16 protein-coding genes are annotated in these 19,104 nt (G+C 39.6%); 4 read left to right on the top strand and 12 right to left on the bottom strand.

Going from position 1 to position 19,104, the window contains the following annotated elements; translation table 11 throughout:
• The first annotated feature begins 46 nt into the window (after positions 1-46).
• Entirely contained in the window at positions 47-538 is a 492-nt protein-coding gene (locus EMK97_RS17600; RefSeq protein ID WP_130604087.1) for a peptidylprolyl isomerase, read from the top strand.
• An 8-nt stretch (positions 539-546) separates the two neighbouring features.
• On the top strand, positions 547-1,296 hold the full coding sequence (locus EMK97_RS17595) for a UDP-2,3-diacylglucosamine diphosphatase (RefSeq protein ID WP_130604086.1): 750 nt from the start codon (positions 547-549) through the stop codon (positions 1,294-1,296).
• Positions 1,297-1,380: 84 nt separating this feature from the next.
• On the opposite strand, the gene miaE is transcribed toward EMK97_RS17595, so the two are convergent.
• A complete protein-coding gene (gene miaE / locus EMK97_RS17590) occupies positions 1,381-2,148 on the bottom strand; it encodes a tRNA isopentenyl-2-thiomethyl-A-37 hydroxylase MiaE (RefSeq protein WP_130604085.1) in 768 nt (255 codons plus the stop codon).
• 97 nt (positions 2,149-2,245) lie between these two features.
• Between miaE and EMK97_RS17585 the strand changes: the two genes are divergently transcribed.
• On the top strand, positions 2,246-2,551 hold the full coding sequence (locus EMK97_RS17585) for a hypothetical protein (RefSeq protein WP_130604084.1): 306 nt from the start codon (positions 2,246-2,248) through the stop codon (positions 2,549-2,551).
• A gap of 197 nt (positions 2,552-2,748) precedes the next feature.
• A complete protein-coding gene (locus EMK97_RS17580) occupies positions 2,749-3,348 on the top strand; it encodes a Yip1 family protein (RefSeq protein ID WP_130604083.1) in 600 nt (199 codons plus the stop codon).
• A gap of 94 nt (positions 3,349-3,442) precedes the next feature.
• Here EMK97_RS17580 and purF read toward each other — a convergent pair whose 3' ends face one another.
• The 11 genes from purF to fabB form a co-directional block, all read right to left on the bottom strand.
• Entirely contained in the window at positions 3,443-4,960 is a 1,518-nt protein-coding gene (purF, locus tag EMK97_RS17575) for an amidophosphoribosyltransferase (RefSeq protein ID WP_130604082.1), read from the bottom strand.
• A 138-nt stretch (positions 4,961-5,098) separates the two neighbouring features.
• Complete coding sequence (locus EMK97_RS17570) at positions 5,099-5,584, bottom strand: CvpA family protein (RefSeq protein WP_130604081.1); 486 nt, start codon at positions 5,582-5,584, stop codon at positions 5,099-5,101.
• 79 nt (positions 5,585-5,663) lie between these two features.
• Complete coding sequence (locus tag EMK97_RS17565; RefSeq protein ID WP_130604080.1) at positions 5,664-6,302, bottom strand: SPOR domain-containing protein; 639 nt, start codon at positions 6,300-6,302, stop codon at positions 5,664-5,666.
• Positions 6,303-6,335: 33 nt separating this feature from the next.
• Complete coding sequence (folC, locus tag EMK97_RS17560; RefSeq protein ID WP_246028827.1) at positions 6,336-7,712, bottom strand: bifunctional tetrahydrofolate synthase/dihydrofolate synthase; 1,377 nt, start codon at positions 7,710-7,712, stop codon at positions 6,336-6,338.
• An 8-nt stretch (positions 7,713-7,720) separates the two neighbouring features.
• A complete protein-coding gene (gene accD / locus EMK97_RS17555; RefSeq protein ID WP_130604079.1) occupies positions 7,721-8,578 on the bottom strand; it encodes an acetyl-CoA carboxylase, carboxyltransferase subunit beta in 858 nt (285 codons plus the stop codon).
• Between the two features lie 217 nt (positions 8,579-8,795).
• Positions 8,796-9,575 carry a tRNA pseudouridine(38-40) synthase TruA gene (gene truA, locus EMK97_RS17550; protein ID WP_130604078.1) on the bottom strand — a complete coding sequence of 260 codons (780 nt, stop codon included), beginning with the start codon at positions 9,573-9,575 and terminating at the stop codon, positions 8,796-8,798.
• A gap of 351 nt (positions 9,576-9,926) precedes the next feature.
• A complete protein-coding gene (locus EMK97_RS17545) occupies positions 9,927-13,652 on the bottom strand; it encodes a FimV/HubP family polar landmark protein (RefSeq protein WP_130604077.1) in 3,726 nt (1,241 codons plus the stop codon).
• A 326-nt stretch (positions 13,653-13,978) separates the two neighbouring features.
• Positions 13,979-14,998, bottom strand: coding sequence for an aspartate-semialdehyde dehydrogenase (locus EMK97_RS17540; RefSeq protein WP_130604076.1), 1,020 nt, complete (start codon positions 14,996-14,998; stop codon positions 13,979-13,981).
• A gap of 13 nt (positions 14,999-15,011) precedes the next feature.
• A complete protein-coding gene (locus tag EMK97_RS17535; RefSeq protein ID WP_130604075.1) occupies positions 15,012-16,154 on the bottom strand; it encodes a 4-phosphoerythronate dehydrogenase in 1,143 nt (380 codons plus the stop codon).
• Positions 16,155-16,238: 84 nt separating this feature from the next.
• A complete protein-coding gene (locus EMK97_RS17530; RefSeq protein WP_130599454.1) occupies positions 16,239-17,570 on the bottom strand; it encodes an IS4 family transposase in 1,332 nt (443 codons plus the stop codon).
• Positions 17,571-17,709: 139 nt separating this feature from the next.
• Positions 17,710-18,921 (bottom strand): beta-ketoacyl-ACP synthase I, encoded by a 1,212-nt coding sequence (fabB, locus tag EMK97_RS17525; protein ID WP_130604074.1) that lies wholly within the window; start codon positions 18,919-18,921, stop codon positions 17,710-17,712.
• Positions 18,922-19,104 lie beyond the last annotated feature (183 nt).

Genomic DNA, 19,104 nt, shown 5'->3' with positions numbered 1-19,104 from the left:
ATACAATTTGTCAATTAACAAATTCATAGTAACTAAAGAGACCATTATGATCACATTACAAACAAACCTTGGCGATATTAAAATTGAGCTTAACTTCGATAAAGCGCCAATTACTGCAGAGAATTTCAAACAGTATGTAGAAGAAGGTTTCTACAATGGCACTATTTTTCATCGTGTAATCAAAGGTTTTATGGCGCAAGGTGGTGGCTTTGCTCCGGGTTTAGAAGAAAAAGCAACCCGCGAAAGCATCAAAAATGAAGCCAACAATGGTTTAAGCAACAAACGCGGTACCATTGCTATGGCACGAACTCAAGAGCCACATTCAGCTTCAGCGCAATTTTTCATTAACTTAACAGATAACAACTTCTTAGACTTTACCAGCGAATCACTCCAAGGTTGGGGTTACTGTGTATTTGGCGAAGTTGTTGAAGGTATGGAAGTTGTTGATAAAATGACCTTAATTGAAACGGGTAATATGTTTGGCCACGGCGATGTACCAAAAGAAGAAATCATTATTACTGCAGCAACAGTTGAGTAAGTCACTCAATGCCAAGTAGCAATAAACAAGCATTAACCTACTTTATTGCCGATTTACACTTAACTCAAAGCAGGCCGGACATCACCGCCTGCTTTATTCAGTTTTTAGCGCAAGAGGCAGTAAAAGCAGAAAAGCTCTACATATTAGGCGATTTATTTGAGTCTTGGATTGGCGATGACGATGATAGTGAATTTATTAGCACAATTGCTGAGGCATTAAAAACTCTAAGTCTAACCGGTACAGAAACTTATTTTATTCACGGTAACCGAGATTTCCTTCTTGGCAAAAAATACGCTGAAAAAGCTCATATCAAGTTACTCAATGAAATTGAGCAAATAGAGTTATACGGAGAAAAAGTCGTTATTATGCACGGTGATACCTTATGTACCCGCGATATTGATTACCAAAAGTTCCGTGTAAAATCTCGCTCATGGTGGTGGCAAACGATGATAAAAAGCTTACCGCTTTTTGTTCGCAAAAAAATTGCCGCTAACTATAGAAAAAAAAGTAGTGCAGCAACATCAATGAAATCGCAGGAGATTATGGATGTTACCGAGCATGAAGTGATTAAATGCTTAGAAAAATACCACTGCCAACTACTGATTCATGGCCACACCCATAGGCCGAATGTACATAAACTAACGGCTAATCAGCAAGAAGCACAGCGCATTGTCTTAGGTGATTGGTATAGCCAAGGTGCATGGCTTAAAGTCACGCCTGAAGATATGGTGTTATTAAATAGCCCATTTGATAATTAATTCAACCAAATTTCAACCCAATTTCAACTCAATCGTCATCAAAATAATTAGCCAGAAGTTTTCTGGCTTTACTCTCTATCGACATTAATTTGCTACTGGCGCACCACTGTGAAACTTAAAGTCACTATCAGGGCTTGAGATCAATTCAGCTTCTACTTTAGCAAAATGCGCCACTCTGTCTTTAATACAAGTACCAGCAACTTGCTCAGCTAGGGTAATATAATCTTGATAATGCCTAGCTTCTGAACGCAATAAAGAAATATAAAACTTATTTAGTTCATCATCTAAGTGAGGCGCAAGTTTAGCAAAGCGTTCGCAAGATCTTGCTTCAATAAAGGCACCAATAATCAGCTTATCAATTAAGGCATCCGGCTCATACGTTTTTACATGCGACATCATGCCCTTAGCGTAACGCCCAGCAGTAATACCATCATACGGTATCTCGCGAGCTATCATGATCTCTAATACTTGAAAAAAGTGGTGTAGCTCTTCTTTAATTAGCATCACCATCTTGTCGATTAAATCTTGGCTATAAGGTGAATCCGTTTTAGGTAACAATGCTTTAGATGGCGAGCTAATCTTTGCCAATGAATCAAGCGAGCCTTTTTTTCGGTAAAGATAGTCTTCATACGGCTTAAACCAATCAAATAAAAGCTGACCACTTTCTTTATCGACAGCATATTTACGTATAAGAAACATGGCTGTTTGCCCCGCCTTTAGCTCACAAGCTAAATGATCTTTCAGGATAATAGGCAAATTTTCAGGCTTTTTCGCTTCTTCTATCCATGAATCAGGCGTTTCACATTGAAGGAATTGATTGATAGGTGCTAATAACTGCTCAGCTTCAGACATAATAAATAAGGCGTAATATTTTCAATACCACTATTTTAAAAGCGAATTTATTGAGATACTAGAAAAATATTGCAATTAACCAGGCAAGATCAAACTTATGGCCGGCAACTTTAAAGCACCGCTTAATAATTCATCTGCAGGTAAAAAACTTGCCTACAAGCATCAATCGTTAACACATACTGAAGGTATTAAAGTTATCTCTCATGTACAACGAGAACAAGACGATTGGTATATCAACACCTTAATGCTGGAAAATATCAATGTACCGTTTAAATATAAACGCAAACAGCTGTATAAATCGTTAAATGGTCAACGGGTCAATATTACTTACTATCCAAGCAAAGAAGAAGTAGCTGGTTTTGAGATTGAAGTAATGAACATAGTGCGCATTAAAGTTAGCTAACTCACCTGCACCTATTAGCACTTAAAGTTATTAAAAGTGTAAAAAACAGATAATTATTGATTGTTTTTAAGTCAATTCTTGACGAAAGCACGTCTTTATTCCATAACTTAAGTATCGACAATAAAAAAATACTACAGTCGATATACTTATTAGTGGCTTGAGTTGTTCCGCTATTTGGATTGCAAGAGGACATAATAATGATACTAAATCACATTTGGGGTTTATACGCTCACCCGAAAGATGAATGGCATACTATAGAAAAGCGTCATGAAAGCTTAATGTACAGCTTGATGCATATTCTAACCATTTCATTAATTCCATCGATATGTGGCTATTATGCCGCAGCACATATTGGTTGGACTATAGGTGTAGGCGACCCAATCACCATCAGTAAATCCAGCGCTACTTTAATGGCAATATCTATGTATTTTGCCTTAGTTTTTGGGGTATTTTCGTTAGCTTATTTAATTCAATGGATGGCTAAAACCTTTGATTCCTCACCTAACTTTGTTCAAAGTTTAGAGCTAGCAGCCTATACCGCAACGCCGGTATTAATGATTGGCGTTGCTGCGCTATACCCGGTACTTTGGTTTGTCGCCTTAGCCGGCATGTGCGCCGTCGCATATTCGGTTTACCTACTCTACTCTGGCGTACCTATTATGATGAATATTCCAGAAGAAAAAGGCTTTATCTACTCTAGCTCAGTAGTTACTTGTGGACTGGTATTGTTAGTAGCTATTCTAGCATTTACCGTTATCATGTGGAGTATGGGCTTTGGCCCTGAATTCGTTGCTTAGCAATTTAGATAGGTAATAAATAACACGCAATAAAAAAGCACTAACCTTTTCAAAGTTAGTGCTTTTTTGTATATCAACTCAAAAGCTTAATTGATTATTCTGCACCTTCGTTGTGCATATCAATGATAGAGTCTGCGTTTTTATCTGATTTTTCTTTGCTTGTATTATTACGCAATGCATCAAGGCGCTCTAAGTAGGTCTGATCAATATCATTAGTGACATAATTGCCATCGAATACAGAAGTGTCAAATGATTTAATCTCAGGGTTTCCTAAACTCACAGCAGTAACCAAGTCATCAATTGATTGATAAATTAATTTATCAGCACCAATTAATGAACAAATATCATCTAGCTCTCTGCCATGAGCAACCAGCTCATTCGCACTCGGCATATCGATACCATATACATTCGGGAAGCGAACTTCAGGTGCCGCAGAAGCAAAATAAACTTTTTTCGCGCCAGAAGCACGAGCCATCTCTATAATTTGCTCAGATGTTGTGCCACGCACAATCGAGTCATCAACTAAAAGTACATTCTTGCCTTTAAATTCAGCGCTAATTGCATTTAGCTTTTGACGAACAGACTTCTTACGCTGAGCTTGGCCTGGCATAATGAAAGTACGGCCAATATAGCGGTTCTTAACAAAGCCTTGACGATATGGAATATCAAGTTCATGTGCAATTTGTAAAGCAATATCACACGATGTTTCAGGAATAGGAATCACGACATCAATATCAACATCTTCCCATTCTGAGGCAATCTTCTTACCAAGCTTAGTACCCATCTCAACTCTTGATGCATAAACAGACATCTTATCAATTGTCGAGTCAGGGCGAGCAAAGTATACAAACTCAAAAATACACGGATTATAAACTGGGTTTTCTGCACATTGATGACTATGAATTTGACCATTTTCAGAGAAGAAAATAGCTTCGCCTGGTGCAATATCACGAACAAACTCAAATGAACAAGCATCAAGAGCAACCGACTCTGAGGCAACCATGTACTCAACACCGTGTTCAGTTTCACGCTTACCAAATACTAGTGGGCGAATACCGTTAGGATCACGAAATGCCACCATACCGTGACCGATAATCAGAGCCACTGTAGCATAAGCACCACGCACACGCTTGTGCACATTACCTATGGCAGTAAAGATATCATCTGGTGTTAATGCTAAGTTTTCAGTTTGCTGAAGTTCATGGCCTAAAATATTTAATAATAATTCAGAATCAGAGGTGGTATTTACATGACGGCGGGCTTCAGTTTGTAACCATTGCTTTAATTCATCAGCATTGGTTAAGTTACCATTATGAGCGAGTGAAATACCAAAAGGAGAGTTAGCATAAAACGGCTGAGCTTCCGATGAGCTAGACGTTCCAGCGGTTGGATAGCGAATATGGCCGATACCGATATTACCTTGTAAGCGCAACATATGACGAGTATGAAAGACATCTTTCACTAAGCCGTTTGCTTTACGTAACCTAAACGTATTGTCATGAATAGTGACAATACCCGCTGCATCTTGGCCGCGGTGTTGAAGTACCGTTAAACCATCATATAAATATTGACTAACAGGGGTTTTACCGACAATGCCAACAATACCACACATGAAATTTTCTCCACAAAATAAATAGTACGGCACTTAGTAACATGCTACAGCATGCAACTAAGTGAGTATTTTAACGCTATCAACAAAAGCTATTGAGAGCATATAACGGAACAATCCGTATCAAAGCAACTAGCTGTACTAGTTAGTTAAAAAACTTGAGGTTTCTTTGATATATTCAAAAAACCATTCAATCACCAAGGTAAACTCAGGAATTAATTGAGAGCTCTTCCACCAAGCTGCGCTAGCCGCACTGGTGAATGCATCCATAAAAAATAAAACGGCACTGACAACAAGCACACCTCGCATTGCGCCAAAGACGAGACCTAATACACGATCTGTGCCTGACAGCCCGGTTTTATTTACTAATTGACCTATTACATAATTAACCAACGCACCAAGAATTAAGGTGGTTATAAAAAGAATGGCGACAGCAGCCGCATTACGTAAAAACTCATCAGAAATATTGGTGAGAAGATTGGCTAGGTTTGCGTAAAAACTACTGGCGATAAAGAAGGCACTAATCCACACAGCTAATGAAACAGCTTCCTTGACAAAGCCTCGTACCAAGCTAATCAGTGTTGACACACCTATAACTGCCAAAATGGCGTAATCTATCCAAACCATAATTTGAGTTTCTCAATGATTAGAGGCGCGCATTCTAACAGAAGCGACAAAAGAACCCTACTATTTTATCGAATTTTATCTATTTAAGTGGCTCAAACGGAGCGACTTTACCTTGCGTATTTGTCAACTTCTTCAGCGCTGGCAGCTTCTTAGTTAATGAGGATTTTATTAACTCAGGACCGATAAAAACCTTGGTTAATGTACCTTGCTTGGTTTTAATTGGCCTAGTAAAAGCGGTGTAACCATTATCCTTTAATTTCGCTAATAACTGGGCAACATTTTGCTTATGTTTAAAACTACCTAAATGTATTACCCACGCCTGTTTAACTTCTGCTTTCTCTGGTAGTGCGCTTGTAGCAACCTTCTCAACAATCTCTTCATCTTGCTTAGCTGGCGATATTTTAGCGGTTGAAGTTTCTTGCTCTATCGAAATGTTAATGGCTTCTTTAGCTGAATCCTCTAACGAAGTATCATTCTCAGCAACCACCTCATCAAGCGCTGTTTCATTACTCAAGCTAGGCTCAGCTCTAGACTCTAGCTTATCTGTAGGAAACTTTCGATCAGTTAGCTTGCCCTGAAAAACTGGCGTTTGTGGAATAGACTCAAACTCTGCCTTATTGCTATTTTTCTTACCATCTAAAATATCAGGTAAAAATATAACAATAATGGCAGCTACTATGATGGTACCAACCAGACGATTTTGAAAAGGTGTAGACAAGGTATACTCCAAATAGACAACCAATAATAAACACTAGCTTTGTAGCAATAACTCTCTGATCTCTGCGACAGTAAAGAAAGAGCCACACACTAAAATTAGATCATTGGAATTAGCATTTTCATTGGCTATTTTAAATGCCTCAGTGACATTGTCAAAGCAATTGACTGCATCACCACTTGCACGCAAACTGCTTGCCGCCTGTTCAGCTGTTGAAGCCCTAGGCACAGAAAGCTGACCAATATACCAATGCTCAACCTCACTTTTAAGGGCATTTAAGCTACTTTCAATATCTTTATCAACTAGCATAGCAATCACAGCATGCACATTAACATACCTACCTTGCTCTTTTAGCTTAGCTAGCTGCTGCGCTAAATAGCGTGCTGCTTGCGGGTTATGACCAACATCTAGCATAACATCACACTGCAGTTGATAATGCTTAATATCACCTGGAGATATCAACTCCGTTCTGCCGGCAACTTTAGTTGCTTCAATAATAGCATTTACAGATGTTGTGCTAAGCTCAACACCTAGCTTTGTTAGCACCATTAGTGCAGTAGCAACATTATCACGAGGAATATGTGGTCTTACTAAATCGGTTAACACCCTACTCTGGTAATGCCAAGACCAAAACCCGCCAGCTTGCTCTGTTATGTAAAAATCTTTATTGCGCACACTCAACAACGCATTGTCCACACCATCATGACTTGCTAAAGAATTAGCATGAGCTATCACTGATTTCGGTGCATCTATATCGCCAACAACAATGATTTGTTCAGCGCGCATAATACCTGCTTTTTCAAAGCCAATTTTTTCACGAGTGTCACCTAAAAAGGCTTGGTGATCTAAATCTATGGTCGTGAGCACCGAAACATCAGCATCAATTATGTTAGTAGCATCAAGTCGTCCACCTAAGCCCACTTCTAAGATAATAACGCGAGGCTTAAGCTGCATTAATATCAAAAACGCTGCTAACGTTGTGTACTCATAATAGCTTAATGATATCTCTTGCCGAGCTTGTTCTACTTGTTTAAAGGCTTGGATAAAAAGCTCATCAGAGACATCTTCTTGATTAACTCTAAGTCTTTCATTAAAGCGCTTGATATGCGGTGATGAATAAACAGCGACGCCTGAAGATTTAAGGTTTTTTTCGCTATCAGTTAATTGATTTATATTGGCTTTATCCAGTAATGCATTTTCTAAAAATGCGCAGCTTGTTCCTTTACCATTGGTCCCTGCTACGGTAATTACAGTGGCAAAGTCAAAACAAATATTTAGCCTTTTAGCTACTTGGCTAATACGCGTTAAGCCCAAATCAATTTCGGTAAAGTGGATGGTTTCTAAATAAGAAAGCCACTCATCAAGACTTGATAAGTCTTTTGAGTGGCTTGAATTGTTTTCAAACATAGTCATGAATAGGTTTAAGCTACTGGGCTTGGGTGTCCCATAAACTTAGCTAACATACGCGCTAAGGTTGGTCTCATTTCGCGGCGATCAACAATCATATCAATAGCCCCTTTTTCCAATAAGAATTCACTACGTTGGAACCCTTCTGGTAATTTTTCGCGTACTGTTTGTTCAATTACACGAGGGCCAGCAAAACCAATTAAGGCTTTTGGCTCAGCAACATTAATATCACCTAACATAGCCAAACTTGCTGAAACACCACCCATAGTTGGATCTGTTAATACAGAAACATAAGGTAAGCCTTTTTCACTCATTTTAGCTAACGCTGCACTGGTTTTTGCCATTTGCATTAATGAGAACAATGCTTCTTGCATACGAGCACCACCACTTGCTGAGAAGCAAATAAATGGCAAGTTGTGCTCTAAACAGTACTCGACACCTTTAACAAAGCGTGCGCCAACTACCGACGCCATTGAGCCACCTAAAAATGAGAACTCAAACGCAGCCGCGACAACCGGCATACCATGTAATTCACCTTTCATTACAACCAGAGCATCCTTTTCACCGGTATTTTTACGTGCTGAACTTAAACGATCTTTATATCGCTTTGAATCTTTAAATTTAAGCACGTCTTGCGCTTCAAGCTCTTCACCAAGCTCTAAACGATTGTCTTGATCCAAAAAGCTATCAATACGCTTACGAGCACTGATGCGCATATGGTGATCACATTTTGGACATACTGAAATTTGTCGATCTAATTCAGTTTTATAAAGTACGGCATTACATGATGTACACTTACTCCATACCCCTTCAGGGATATTGCGCTTTTGTGTTGACTTTGCCTTAGGGAGAATCTTTTCTATCCAGCTCATAATTTTATTTTTGCCTGTTGCAACGAATATAAATCGATTAACTGATGAAAACTTGTTCATCAATCATCATTTTAAAATAATGCTAATTTAAACCGCGTATTAGAGCACAGTTTAGCCCATATTTTATATAAAAAACTGGTCTGCTGTGTAACTTTTTGTATCACATACTTTCATAATGCCAATTTAGGTGAAAAATCAGCCTAAGCGACCAGAAAGACTAGAGAAATAATGGCCCTAAATTGCGCTTGGGGATTTCAAACTCTTCAGGGTAGTCAACATCAACAAAATAGAGACCTTCAGGTAGTGCTGTTACACCTGCCATACAACGATTTTTTAATGCTAGGACGTCTTTTATCCAAGTCGTTTTTTCTAGTGATTGACCAACACGCATTAAACTACCAACAATGTTTCTAACCATGTGATGTAAAAATGCATTTGCTTTAATATCAACAACAATATACTGACCATGACGGGTCACTTGACAGTGCTCTATAGTGCGTACTGGTGAATGCGATTGACAGTGAACTGTTCTAAAGGAAGTAAAGTCATGTCGACCAATAAGGTGCTGCGCTCCTTCCTGCATAAGCTGCTCATCCAGAGGATAATGACAGTGGCTAATGCCATGACTTAAAATGGCGCTTCTTAAATTATTATTATAAATAATATAACGATAGCGCCTTGCGGTAGCGCTAAACCTAGCGTGAAACTCTGTTGAAACTTGTTTTACCCAAGTTACCGATATATCTTTAGGTAGATGGGTATTAACGCCTAAGGTCCAAGCAACATCTTTTCTTATTTTATCAGTATCAAAATGCACAACCTGATTAGTTGCATTAACCCCAGTATCAGTGCGACCAGCACAAACAACTTCAATGGGTTCATCTGCAATTTTTGACAAGGCTTTTTCTAGTGTTTCCTGAACACTTTTAACCGATTTTTGCCGTTGCCAACCACAGTAATTTTTACCGTCATACTCAACACCTAACGCATAACGCATAAGAAGTTGCCACCTTAAAACACATCACATTCAAAATTTCAGCGCATTATCCTTTATTTTAATGCGCTATGCTATGCTTTATACCAAGTGAAATAATTATTTGAACAGTTCAGAGCTGTGTCAGGGTGGTGAGAATAAAGAAAATTTATGCTGCTGTAGTCATTCTCCAGCAAAGAAATTTGTGAAATTATCATCTTCCTGACAAGCTCCCAAGGGCGAGTTTAAAAGGCTTATATGCGGTGTTATTGATTTTGACAAGGGAAAAGCCATTCTCTGCAATCAATGCCTTGCCTATAAGCCTTTTAATTCTCGCTGAATGAGCAAATAGTTAATTCAATTGGTATTAAATTTCTATTTGATACTATCCAGAAGTTCCTGAGCATATGCTTGCTGTTCACTATCACCTTGATTAATTACCTCTTGCAGAGCTGCTTGAGCATTATCATTATCACCTATTTCTAAATACATTTTAGCTAAGTCTAACTTACCAGTAATATCACTCTGCTCATCAACATCGACTGCATTGGCATCTTCAGCAAACTCTGAATACTCATTTAAACCGACATCAATATTAGCTTTATCGTAAGGCTCGCTTTCTTCAACTTCAAGCATGGACTCAGTTAATAAGTCATCGACAGAAACATAGTCTTGCGAAGCAGATTTTTCAGGTGCTTTTTCTGCTTCATTTGGCTGTTCTTCTGCTTCAACCGTATCTGTAATCGAGTCACCGATATCATCTAATATCGGCGCATTTTCAATATCAGCAGCTTGGTTATCTTCTTCAATGTTAGCTAGCAACTCATCAAAGTCGACATTATCCAGCTCTTCAATATCTTCTATTTCTGTCGCTTGGCTGTGACTATCGGCATCTTCGACAACATCGTCAACAACTTCATCAGAAGACATTTCTGCTTCATTTTCTGACAAGAGATCTGCCAAAACATTTTCATCAGAAAAATCTGGCACAGCCGCGTTACTGTCATCAAGTAAGCTATCACCAACATCCAATAGTTCATCACTTACTGATGGCTCGTCGCTTGCTGCACCACTGTTTGCTGCGTCATTTACTTCTGAGATTAAGGCATCTATATCAATTTCATCATCAATTGCCGCATCAACGTCTGGCTCTTGCACCTGCTCTTCTGAAGAAAGCTCTTGCGTATCTTCAATCTTGCCTGTTAAGACATCGCTAAAATCAGCAGTTAAGAACGGCTCAACATATTCAGCAGTCATTTGTGCTATCTTATCTGCATTTTCTGAATCGACTGGCTCAGCTTGCTCATTCTCATCAACTAAGGCATCAGTTGCCATTGCTTGCGAAGCCCCTGACGGAACTTGCTCTTCTACAGGTTTATCTTCAACCTCGTGAACATCTGCCCCCATAGAATCAAGTAAAGCGTCTATATCATCAGGATCAGTAACTTCATCTGGCAAGTCATCGGCAACTGAAGCTTCTGGCGCAGGTTCTTCAGCTGGAGCTGTTGTTTCTTCTTCTGCTTTATCATCACTAGACTCAGCGCCCATAGAATCAAGTAAAGCGTCTATATCATCAGGATCGGTTACTTCATCTGGCAAGTCATCGGCTACTGAAGCTTCTGCCACTGAATCTGTTGGTGATTCTTCTTCTGCTTTATCGTCACTAGACTCAGCGCCCATAGAATCAAGTAAAGCGTCTATATCATCAGGATCGGTTACTTCATCTGGCAAGTCATCGGCTACAGAAGATTCTGGCACTGCTTCTTCAGCTGGAGTTGCTGTTTCTTCTTCCGCTTTATCGTCACTAGACTCAGCGCCCATAGAATCAAGTAAAGCGTCTATATCATCAGGATCGGTTACTTCATCCGGCAAGTCATCGGCTACAGAAGATTCTGGCACTGCTTCTTCAGCTGGAGTTGCTGTTTCTTCTTCCGCTTTATCGTCACTAGACTCAGTGCCCATAGAGTCAAGTAAAGCGTCTATATCATCAGGGTCTGTGACTTCGTCTGGCAATTCATCAGCTACTGAAGCTTCTATCGCAGGCTCTTCAGCTGGAGCTGTTGTTTCTTCTTCCGCTTTATCGTCACTAGACTCAGCGCCCATAGAGTCAAGTAAAGCGTCTATATCATCAGGATCGGTGACTTCATCTGGCAAATCATCCGCGACTGAAGATGCTTGCGCAGGCTCTTCAGCTGGAGCTGTTGTTTCTTCTTCTACTTTATCGTCACTAGAATCAGTGCCCATTGAATCAAGTAAAGCATCAATATCATCTGGATCGGTGACTTCATCTGGCAAGTCATCGGCAACTGAAGCTTCTGGCACTGGTTCTTCAGCTGGAGCTGTTGTTTCTTCTTGTGCTTTATCGTCACTAGACTCAGCGCCCATAGAATCAAGTAAAGCATCAATATCATCAGGATCGGTGACTTCATCTGGCAAGTCATCGGCAACTGAAGCTTCTGGCGCAGGTTCTTCTTCCGCTTTATCTTCACTAGACTCAGTGCCCATAGAATCAAGTAAAGCATCAATATCATCAGGGTCTGTAGCTTCAGCACTATCGTCTAATTCAGCTGAGGGCTGTTTTGCTTTAGTCGCTTGTTCTAAGGCTTCATCAATATCTATTTCTTCAATGCCTACTTCATCTTCGATAACATCATCTGTTTCAATAATAGAGTCGGCATCCACTTCATCATCGGCTTGCTCTTCATCTAGGCTCCCCAATAAATCATTCAAATCATTTTGATTGAGTTCTCCACCTGGCAATGCTTCACCGACACTCTCAGCCGGTTCATCTTCAGCTTCTTCATCAAGACCTGACAACAAAGAATCTAAATCTCCTTGACCAAGCTCACCGCCTTCTAATGTTTCAACGTCACTATCATCATCTAATAAGATGTCTTCCAAATCGTCTAAATCATCTAAGGCGTCATCATCATCAAGATGAATGGCATCATCTTCACTTTCTTTGTCATCACCTTCAAGCAGATCAATTGACAAATCATCATCTAAGTTAAGTTCATCATCTAAATCCAATTCATCGTCTAACGATAAATCGTCATCTAGGCCTAACTCATCATCAATTGATAAATCATCAGTTAACCCTAAGTCATCATCTAAAGATAAATCGTCATCTAAGCCAAGTTCATCATCTAAGCTCTTGCTTTCATCGCTAACTTTGGCTGCTTTGGCTTTTGGCTCAAATAAGTCTTCAGCAAATTGCTCGTTATCTTTATTGCCGCGTCTTAGGATGAAAAAAGCAATAGAAAGTATCAGCAAAGCAGGCACAGTAGACATTAACACGGTAAACCAGAAGCTCGAGGTAAAGTCATTTTTTTCTAATTCAGCTTGTTGTTTTTCTAATAACAGCTGTTGTTCTCGCGCTTCAGCTTTAGCAAGCAACTCTTGTTGCAGCTTAATCATGTCATCCATTTGCGACTTGATTTCTTTGCCTTTAGCCACTTCTGCTTGCATCACTCCTAGCTTATCGCTAAATGAGGTCAAACGTTGTCTTAACGATTCATTCTCTTTTAAAATCGCTTGCAAGCCATCAATGGAGTCTAAAACATCATTTTGTATGGTTTCTAATCTTTGCTGCTGGGCACTATCAAGGGTTTTGATTTGCTCATTGATCTCAACCTTTACGGTATCAAGATCTTTTTTATTAACGCTCGGCTCTGCTGCTTTTTTCTTAGGCTTAACAATTTTAGGTTGTTTATCTTGCCAAGCTTGCTCATCCATCTCAGTGTTTTTGCGAGCAATTTGGCTGTCAATTGACATCATGCGTTCAAACGAAGGAATCTTGATGTATTGACCTTCTACTAAATGATTACGATTATTTTCAACAAAGGCTTGCGGGTTTTCTTGAAATAACGCCTGCATTACTTGATAAACCGTTAAACGGCTATCAGGTCGAACGGTTAAAGCAATATTCCAAAGGGTGTCTCTTGAGGTGATTGGCCCATAACGATCATAAGGAAATACATCGGTACTTTTAGGGCCTCGCATGCGAATGCCACGCTCTTCCTCAGCCATAATGGGCATTTGCACGAACAATATGCTAATAATAACAAGCGGCCATAGGCACAGACGTACTATATTTTGCATTGAGACTTCCTAGTATTGAGATCGCTAGCCATTAGTACCGTTACCAATAGCGTTTATTATTATAAGGCCACTTTAAGCAAAAAATAATGGTGTGCCAAGTAATTGACGGCAAAAGGCTTAAAGAGACGATATTTATTTCTATTTGTAAAATAAGCAAAGCTTATACCAAAGTGCTTTGATTTGTCTTGCTTTATTCGAGTAAAAAAGAATTTAATAGGCTAAAAAATAAAAAACCCGTCATTAACTACTCTCGTTAACGACGGGTTTTTGAAAAGCTTAAGTGTTCTTTATAAGAACAGCTTAAAATTGTTCTTTATTATACTAGCTTAGTTAAGATGCTCTTTAATCAACAATTCGGCGATTTGAACACTGTTAGTTGCCGCACCTTTGCGAACATTATCAGCAACAATCCACATATTTATGCCGCTATTGTGGCTGATATCTTCACGAATACGACCCACGTAAGTCTCATCCTTACCACTGGCATCGCCAATTTGCGTTGGGAAGTCTTCATCATTTGGACAAACTACCAGGCCTGGCGCTTGTGCTAATAACTCTTTCACTTCTTCCGCAGAAATAGGTGCGTTAGTTTCTATGTGTAGCGCTTCACCATGACCATAGAATACTGGCACACGTACCGCTGTCGGGTTAACTAAGACATTGTCATCACCAAGGATTTTCTTGGTTTCCCAAACCATTTTCATTTCTTCTTTGGTATAACCATTATCAAGAAATACATCAATTTGTGGAATCACATTAAATGCAATTTGACGTGAAAAGTTTTTGCTTTCTACAGGCTTGCCGCTTAACAGATCCGCTGTTTGCTTAGCAAGCTCATCCATACACTCTTTGCCGCCACCAGAAACTGATTGATAAGTGCTCACATTTACTCGACTAACACCAACAGCATCATGAATAGGCTTAAGTGCAACTAACATCTGAATGGTTGAACAATTAGGGTTAGCAATAATATTACGATTACGATACTCAGCTAATGCATGAGGATTCACTTCTGGCACTACCAACGGAATATCCGCTTCATAGCGAAACTCTGACGTATTATCAATAACAATACAGCCGGCATCACCTGCTAAAGGTGCATATTTAGCAGAAGTAGCACCGCCTGCTGAGAAGAAGCCAATTTGTGCTTGGCTCCAATCAAAATGATCTGCATCTAGCACTTCAATGCTTTCACCATTAAATTCAATAAACTCACCAGCAGAGCGAGCACTTGCTAATGGGTATAATTTATTGACTGGAAAGTCTCTTTCTTCAAGGATTTCCATAATGGTTTTGCCAACTAGCCCTGTTGCGCCAAGTATGCATACATCAAATTTTTGTGCCATGATCCTCTCTCTTTTAATTGGACGTTTTACTAAAACCTAAGCGATGTGGCACATCACTATAGGCATCTGTTGAAATCGCTACGGACAATGCAGAAAACTCTCGTCTTACCGGATAATTTTTTCTGATACTGTCAAAACCTTGTACTGCTAATTGCTGACGAAAAATTGCGTCATCTCTTCTGACATCGTAAACCATTTTCACTATCTGGTTTAGTACTATTTGATCAAATTTTTGCTTTATTTTAACCAAAGAGATACTTGGGTCAGGCAAAAAGTCAGATAAGCGATATTTTTCAGTACAATTGATATGCTGACATAATGCCTGATAGAGCATTTCGCTGCCACGAGCTTTTCCTTCTAAGCTATAACCAGCAATATGGGCGGTTGCTATTTCAGTGTAAGCAATTAACTCTTGTAGTACATTTGGCTCTCCCTGCCATACGTCTAATACCAGCTTAACGCCATGTCCCGCCTGCTTTAACGCTAATAAAGCATCATTATCTATTACTTCCCCACGACAAGCACTGATTAAAATTTGCTTATCGGTTAACTGAGACAAATTAGCTTTGTTAAGCAATTGATAAGTAGCATGTTCACCAGACATAGTTTTCGGAACATGAAGCGAGATAACATCACAAGTTAAAGCTTCTTCAAGTGCGACATATTGGCGGGTGTCATTTGAATCAGGGTGTTTTTGTTTTTCTGCTAAAAGAGGGTCACACAGCTTGTAATTAATGCCTAAAGCATCAAGTTTTTCACTTAATCTCGTCCCTGTGTTACCTGCGCCAACAATACCAACAGTTAACTTAGATAAATCAATTAAGTAACGCTCAGCTAATACCACTAAAGCACTTACCACATATTCAGCAACAGAAATGGCATTACAACCAGGGGCAGAATGAAAACGGATACCTCGTTTACTTAAATACTCTTTGTCGACATGATCTGTACCTATGGTTGCGCTACCAACAAAACTGATAGTGCTGTTTTGTGCTAATAACGCTTCATTAACTTGGGTTATCGATCTTACCAATAAAGCATCGGCATCTTTTACTTGTTCAGCCGTCAATGATCGACCAGAAAATGGCACTAACTCACCAAAATCACGAAAAAACTCCTCGGCAAATGGCATATTTTCATCGTAAAAAATTTTCACTAACTTTTAATTTCCCGACATTATCTTTTTTTGACAATTATTTTCTTTTCCCAATAAAAAAGCCACTAAAAAGTGTAATGCCAGTCAGTTAAGCTGATTGGCATTTTTTGTATTCCTTGGATACCTTTGGGGTTTTGCCTTAACCCACCTTGGGTATTGCCTCTCTTCACGCCGCTCTGGTAATTTAAAATAAGTCATTTGTGTCAGTAAAGCTTCATAGTGTTTGGGAATATTGCCAGGGCTAGACAGAGGCAATGTGGCAAAGAACTGAGTAATTGCCATTGAGCAACTCGTGAAGCTAAGCTGATTAGGCCAAGTGCTATTAAGCTTTCTTGCTGCCGCTGTCATCCCTTGCCTTATCAAGTTGTAGCACAGAAGGAGTCCCCATAACTCCTGTTCAATCATATCTGGTCGCTTGCTTCTTAAAGTATAAGCGCTGTTAAGTAGCGATTGTTTCATCTCTCGATAGCCTAATTCTATTTCCCAGCGATACCGGTATAACTCAACCATTTCTTCGCTTGGAAAGCGTATTGGGTCGACCATTGAGGTCAGAATACGGTACTCTTTACCTTTAATTTTTTTACTCACTAATCTGGCTTCAATATGTTCTGGTAGGTCATTAAATTTTTTACGAGCTTGAGGCGTTGTTGTTAACCGAATACGTTTATCATTCTTGCCCAAACTCTGGATGACATCGTAATTTAAGTCTTTACGAGCTGGTATCATCCAGTGTCTTTGTTCTCCTGCTTGATGCCATCGATTGAGCAAACCAAGCGAGTAATAGCCTTTATCGAAGATAGTTAATGTATTATCTGGTGTCGTTTCTATTAGCCCTTCTGCTAATTTCATTTCATTAGTTCGGTAACCTGAAAATACGCTGTTGATTAGCTGGTGGCTCGTAATTTCCATGTGACAAACCATACGGATTTGAGGATAAATATTTTCTCTATGCTGGTTACTTTGCGTTTCAAATACTTTGTGGTTTTCAGCAGTATCGGCGACTCGCCATACGACACCATCAACGGCTAGCAGGTTCAAGCCCGCCCATGTTTCAAACTGGTTCGATTCATAACCATGCTGTGCCATCACTTTAAACACTTCTTTAACGGCATCTGCGCCTAACCTTTGTCTTGCTTGAACCAGTGCGCTTGGTGCCACTAATGGCTTTTTATCAGGCAACATGATATCCATCTGAGTGGCTATATCCCAAACCGACTTCTGACGATATAGTGCCATACCGATAATTGACCAAAGCACGGTTTCAAGTGGTAGGCGCCTTTTTCTAATTGTGGCGACGCCAGCTTGTTTAAAGCCTTGTTTAATCAACTCAGGGGAGAGCAACTCTGCGTATTTCTCAAAGGTGTGGAAGGTATTACAAGAACTAAAGGCTGTAGCAAGTTCACTTTCAAAGCGCATAAAAAAATCCGATAAACTTTATTTATCGGATTCTTACATATTGTAGGGATCGTTCAATTGATCCCCAAACTTTTTTGCCTTAACTGATCGGCATTACACTAAAAAGTGGCTTTTCTCAATAACATTAAGCAATTAATAATTATTTATACTTTTTCATCACTAAGGTTGCGTTTGTGCCACCAAAACCGAAACTGTTAGACATAATCAAGTTTAATTCGGTATCGCGTTTTTCAGTAACAATATCTAAACCTTGTGCTTGCTCATCTAAATTATCAACATTAATTGATGGTGCAACAAAGTTATTCTCCATCATCAAAATAGAGTAAATGGCTTCATGAACACCAGCAGCACCTAGAGCGTGACCAGTCATCGCTTTTGTTGCGCTAATCGCAGGTGAGTCTTCGCCAAATAGCTCTTGAATAGCACCTAGCTCTTTCACGTCACCTACAGGCGTTGAAGTACCATGAGTATTTAAGTAATCAATTTTACCTTCCACACCCTGCATAGCTTGCTGCATACAACGTACCGCACCTTCACCGCTTGGCGCTACCATATCATAGCCATCAGATGTAGCACCATAACCGACGATTTCTGCATAGATGTGTGCACCTCGCGCTAAGGCATGCTCTAGCTCTTCCACAACAACCATACCGCCACCGCCAGAGATAACAAAACCATCTCGGTCTGCATCGTATGTACGAGATGCAAGCTCAGGGTTATCATTATACTTAGTTGATAATGCGCCCATACCATCAAACATCATGGCTAATGACCAATCAACCTCTTCACCACCACCGGCAAAAACAACATCTTGCTTGCCTAATTGGATTAACTCCATTGCATGACCAATACAGTGAGCACTGGTAGCACAAGCTGAGCTAATTGAATAGTTAACACCTTTAATTTCAAACGGTGTTGCTAAACACGCTGAACAGGTACTGCCCATAGTTTTTGGTACTGCATAAGGACCTACACGACGAATACCACGATTACGTAATGTGTCTGTTGAAGCAACAATATTTGCTGATGAAGCGCCACCAGAGCCGGCAACAATACCAGTACGATAATCTGATACTTGCTCTTTGGTTAGCTTTGAATCTGCAATTGCTTGTTCCATAGCTATGTATGCGTAACCTGCAGCATCACCCATAAAACGCAGTGCTTTACGATCAATATGATCTTTAGTTTCAAGTGCTGGCTTGCCCCAAACTTGGCTACGTAACCCTTGCTCTTCGAAGCTTTCTGAACGAGAAATCCCTGACTTACCTGCTTTTAATGAAGCTAATACTTCGTCTGCATTGTTACCAATACTTGATACAATACCAATACCTGTGATCACTACACGTTTCATTTAACTAACCATCTTTTATTTTAAAATCTGCGGTATTATACAAGTATTATCCAGCCAACTGGTAGTACTTGTACAACATCCAGCGTACACTTGTACACAATGTTAAATTATTCGTTCAATTATTTCTACGCTCTTTTGATGAATATCAAGCATCAAAGTGCAATTAACCCTGATCACGATCAA

The organism is Litorilituus sediminis (assembly GCF_004295665.1).
GTDB classification, from domain to species: domain Bacteria; phylum Pseudomonadota; class Gammaproteobacteria; order Enterobacterales; family Alteromonadaceae; genus Colwellia; species Colwellia sediminis.
This window is presented reverse-complemented; position numbering and strand designations above follow the sequence as displayed.

Bases quoted from the DNA above. Each gene is read 5' to 3' on its own strand.
- EMK97_RS17600 (WP_130604087.1), top strand. From the start codon at position 47: ATGATCACATTACAAACAAACCTTGGCGATATTAAAATTGAGCTTAAC.
- EMK97_RS17595 (WP_130604086.1), top strand. From the start codon at position 547: ATGCCAAGTAGCAATAAACAAGCATTAACCTACTTTATTGCCGATTTA.
- miaE (WP_130604085.1), bottom strand. From the start codon at position 2,148: ATGTCTGAAGCTGAGCAGTTATTAGCACCTATCAATCAATTCCTTCAA.
- EMK97_RS17585 (WP_130604084.1), top strand. From the start codon at position 2,246: ATGGCCGGCAACTTTAAAGCACCGCTTAATAATTCATCTGCAGGTAAA.
- EMK97_RS17580 (WP_130604083.1), top strand. From the start codon at position 2,749: ATGATACTAAATCACATTTGGGGTTTATACGCTCACCCGAAAGATGAA.
- purF (WP_130604082.1), bottom strand. From the start codon at position 4,960: ATGTGTGGTATTGTTGGCATTGTCGGTAAAACCCCTGTTAGTCAATAT.
- EMK97_RS17570 (WP_130604081.1), bottom strand. From the start codon at position 5,584: ATGGTTTGGATAGATTACGCCATTTTGGCAGTTATAGGTGTGTCAACA.
- folC (WP_246028827.1), bottom strand. From the start codon at position 7,712: ATGACTATGTTTGAAAACAATTCAAGCCACTCAAAAGACTTATCAAGT.
- accD (WP_130604079.1), bottom strand. From the start codon at position 8,578: ATGAGCTGGATAGAAAAGATTCTCCCTAAGGCAAAGTCAACACAAAAG.
- truA (WP_130604078.1), bottom strand. From the start codon at position 9,575: ATGCGTTATGCGTTAGGTGTTGAGTATGACGGTAAAAATTACTGTGGT.
- EMK97_RS17545 (WP_130604077.1), bottom strand. From the start codon at position 13,652: ATGCAAAATATAGTACGTCTGTGCCTATGGCCGCTTGTTATTATTAGC.
- EMK97_RS17540 (WP_130604076.1), bottom strand. From the start codon at position 14,998: ATGGCACAAAAATTTGATGTATGCATACTTGGCGCAACAGGGCTAGTT.
- EMK97_RS17530 (WP_130599454.1), bottom strand. From the start codon at position 17,570: ATGCGCTTTGAAAGTGAACTTGCTACAGCCTTTAGTTCTTGTAATACC.
- fabB (WP_130604074.1), bottom strand. From the start codon at position 18,921: ATGAAACGTGTAGTGATCACAGGTATTGGTATTGTATCAAGTATTGGT.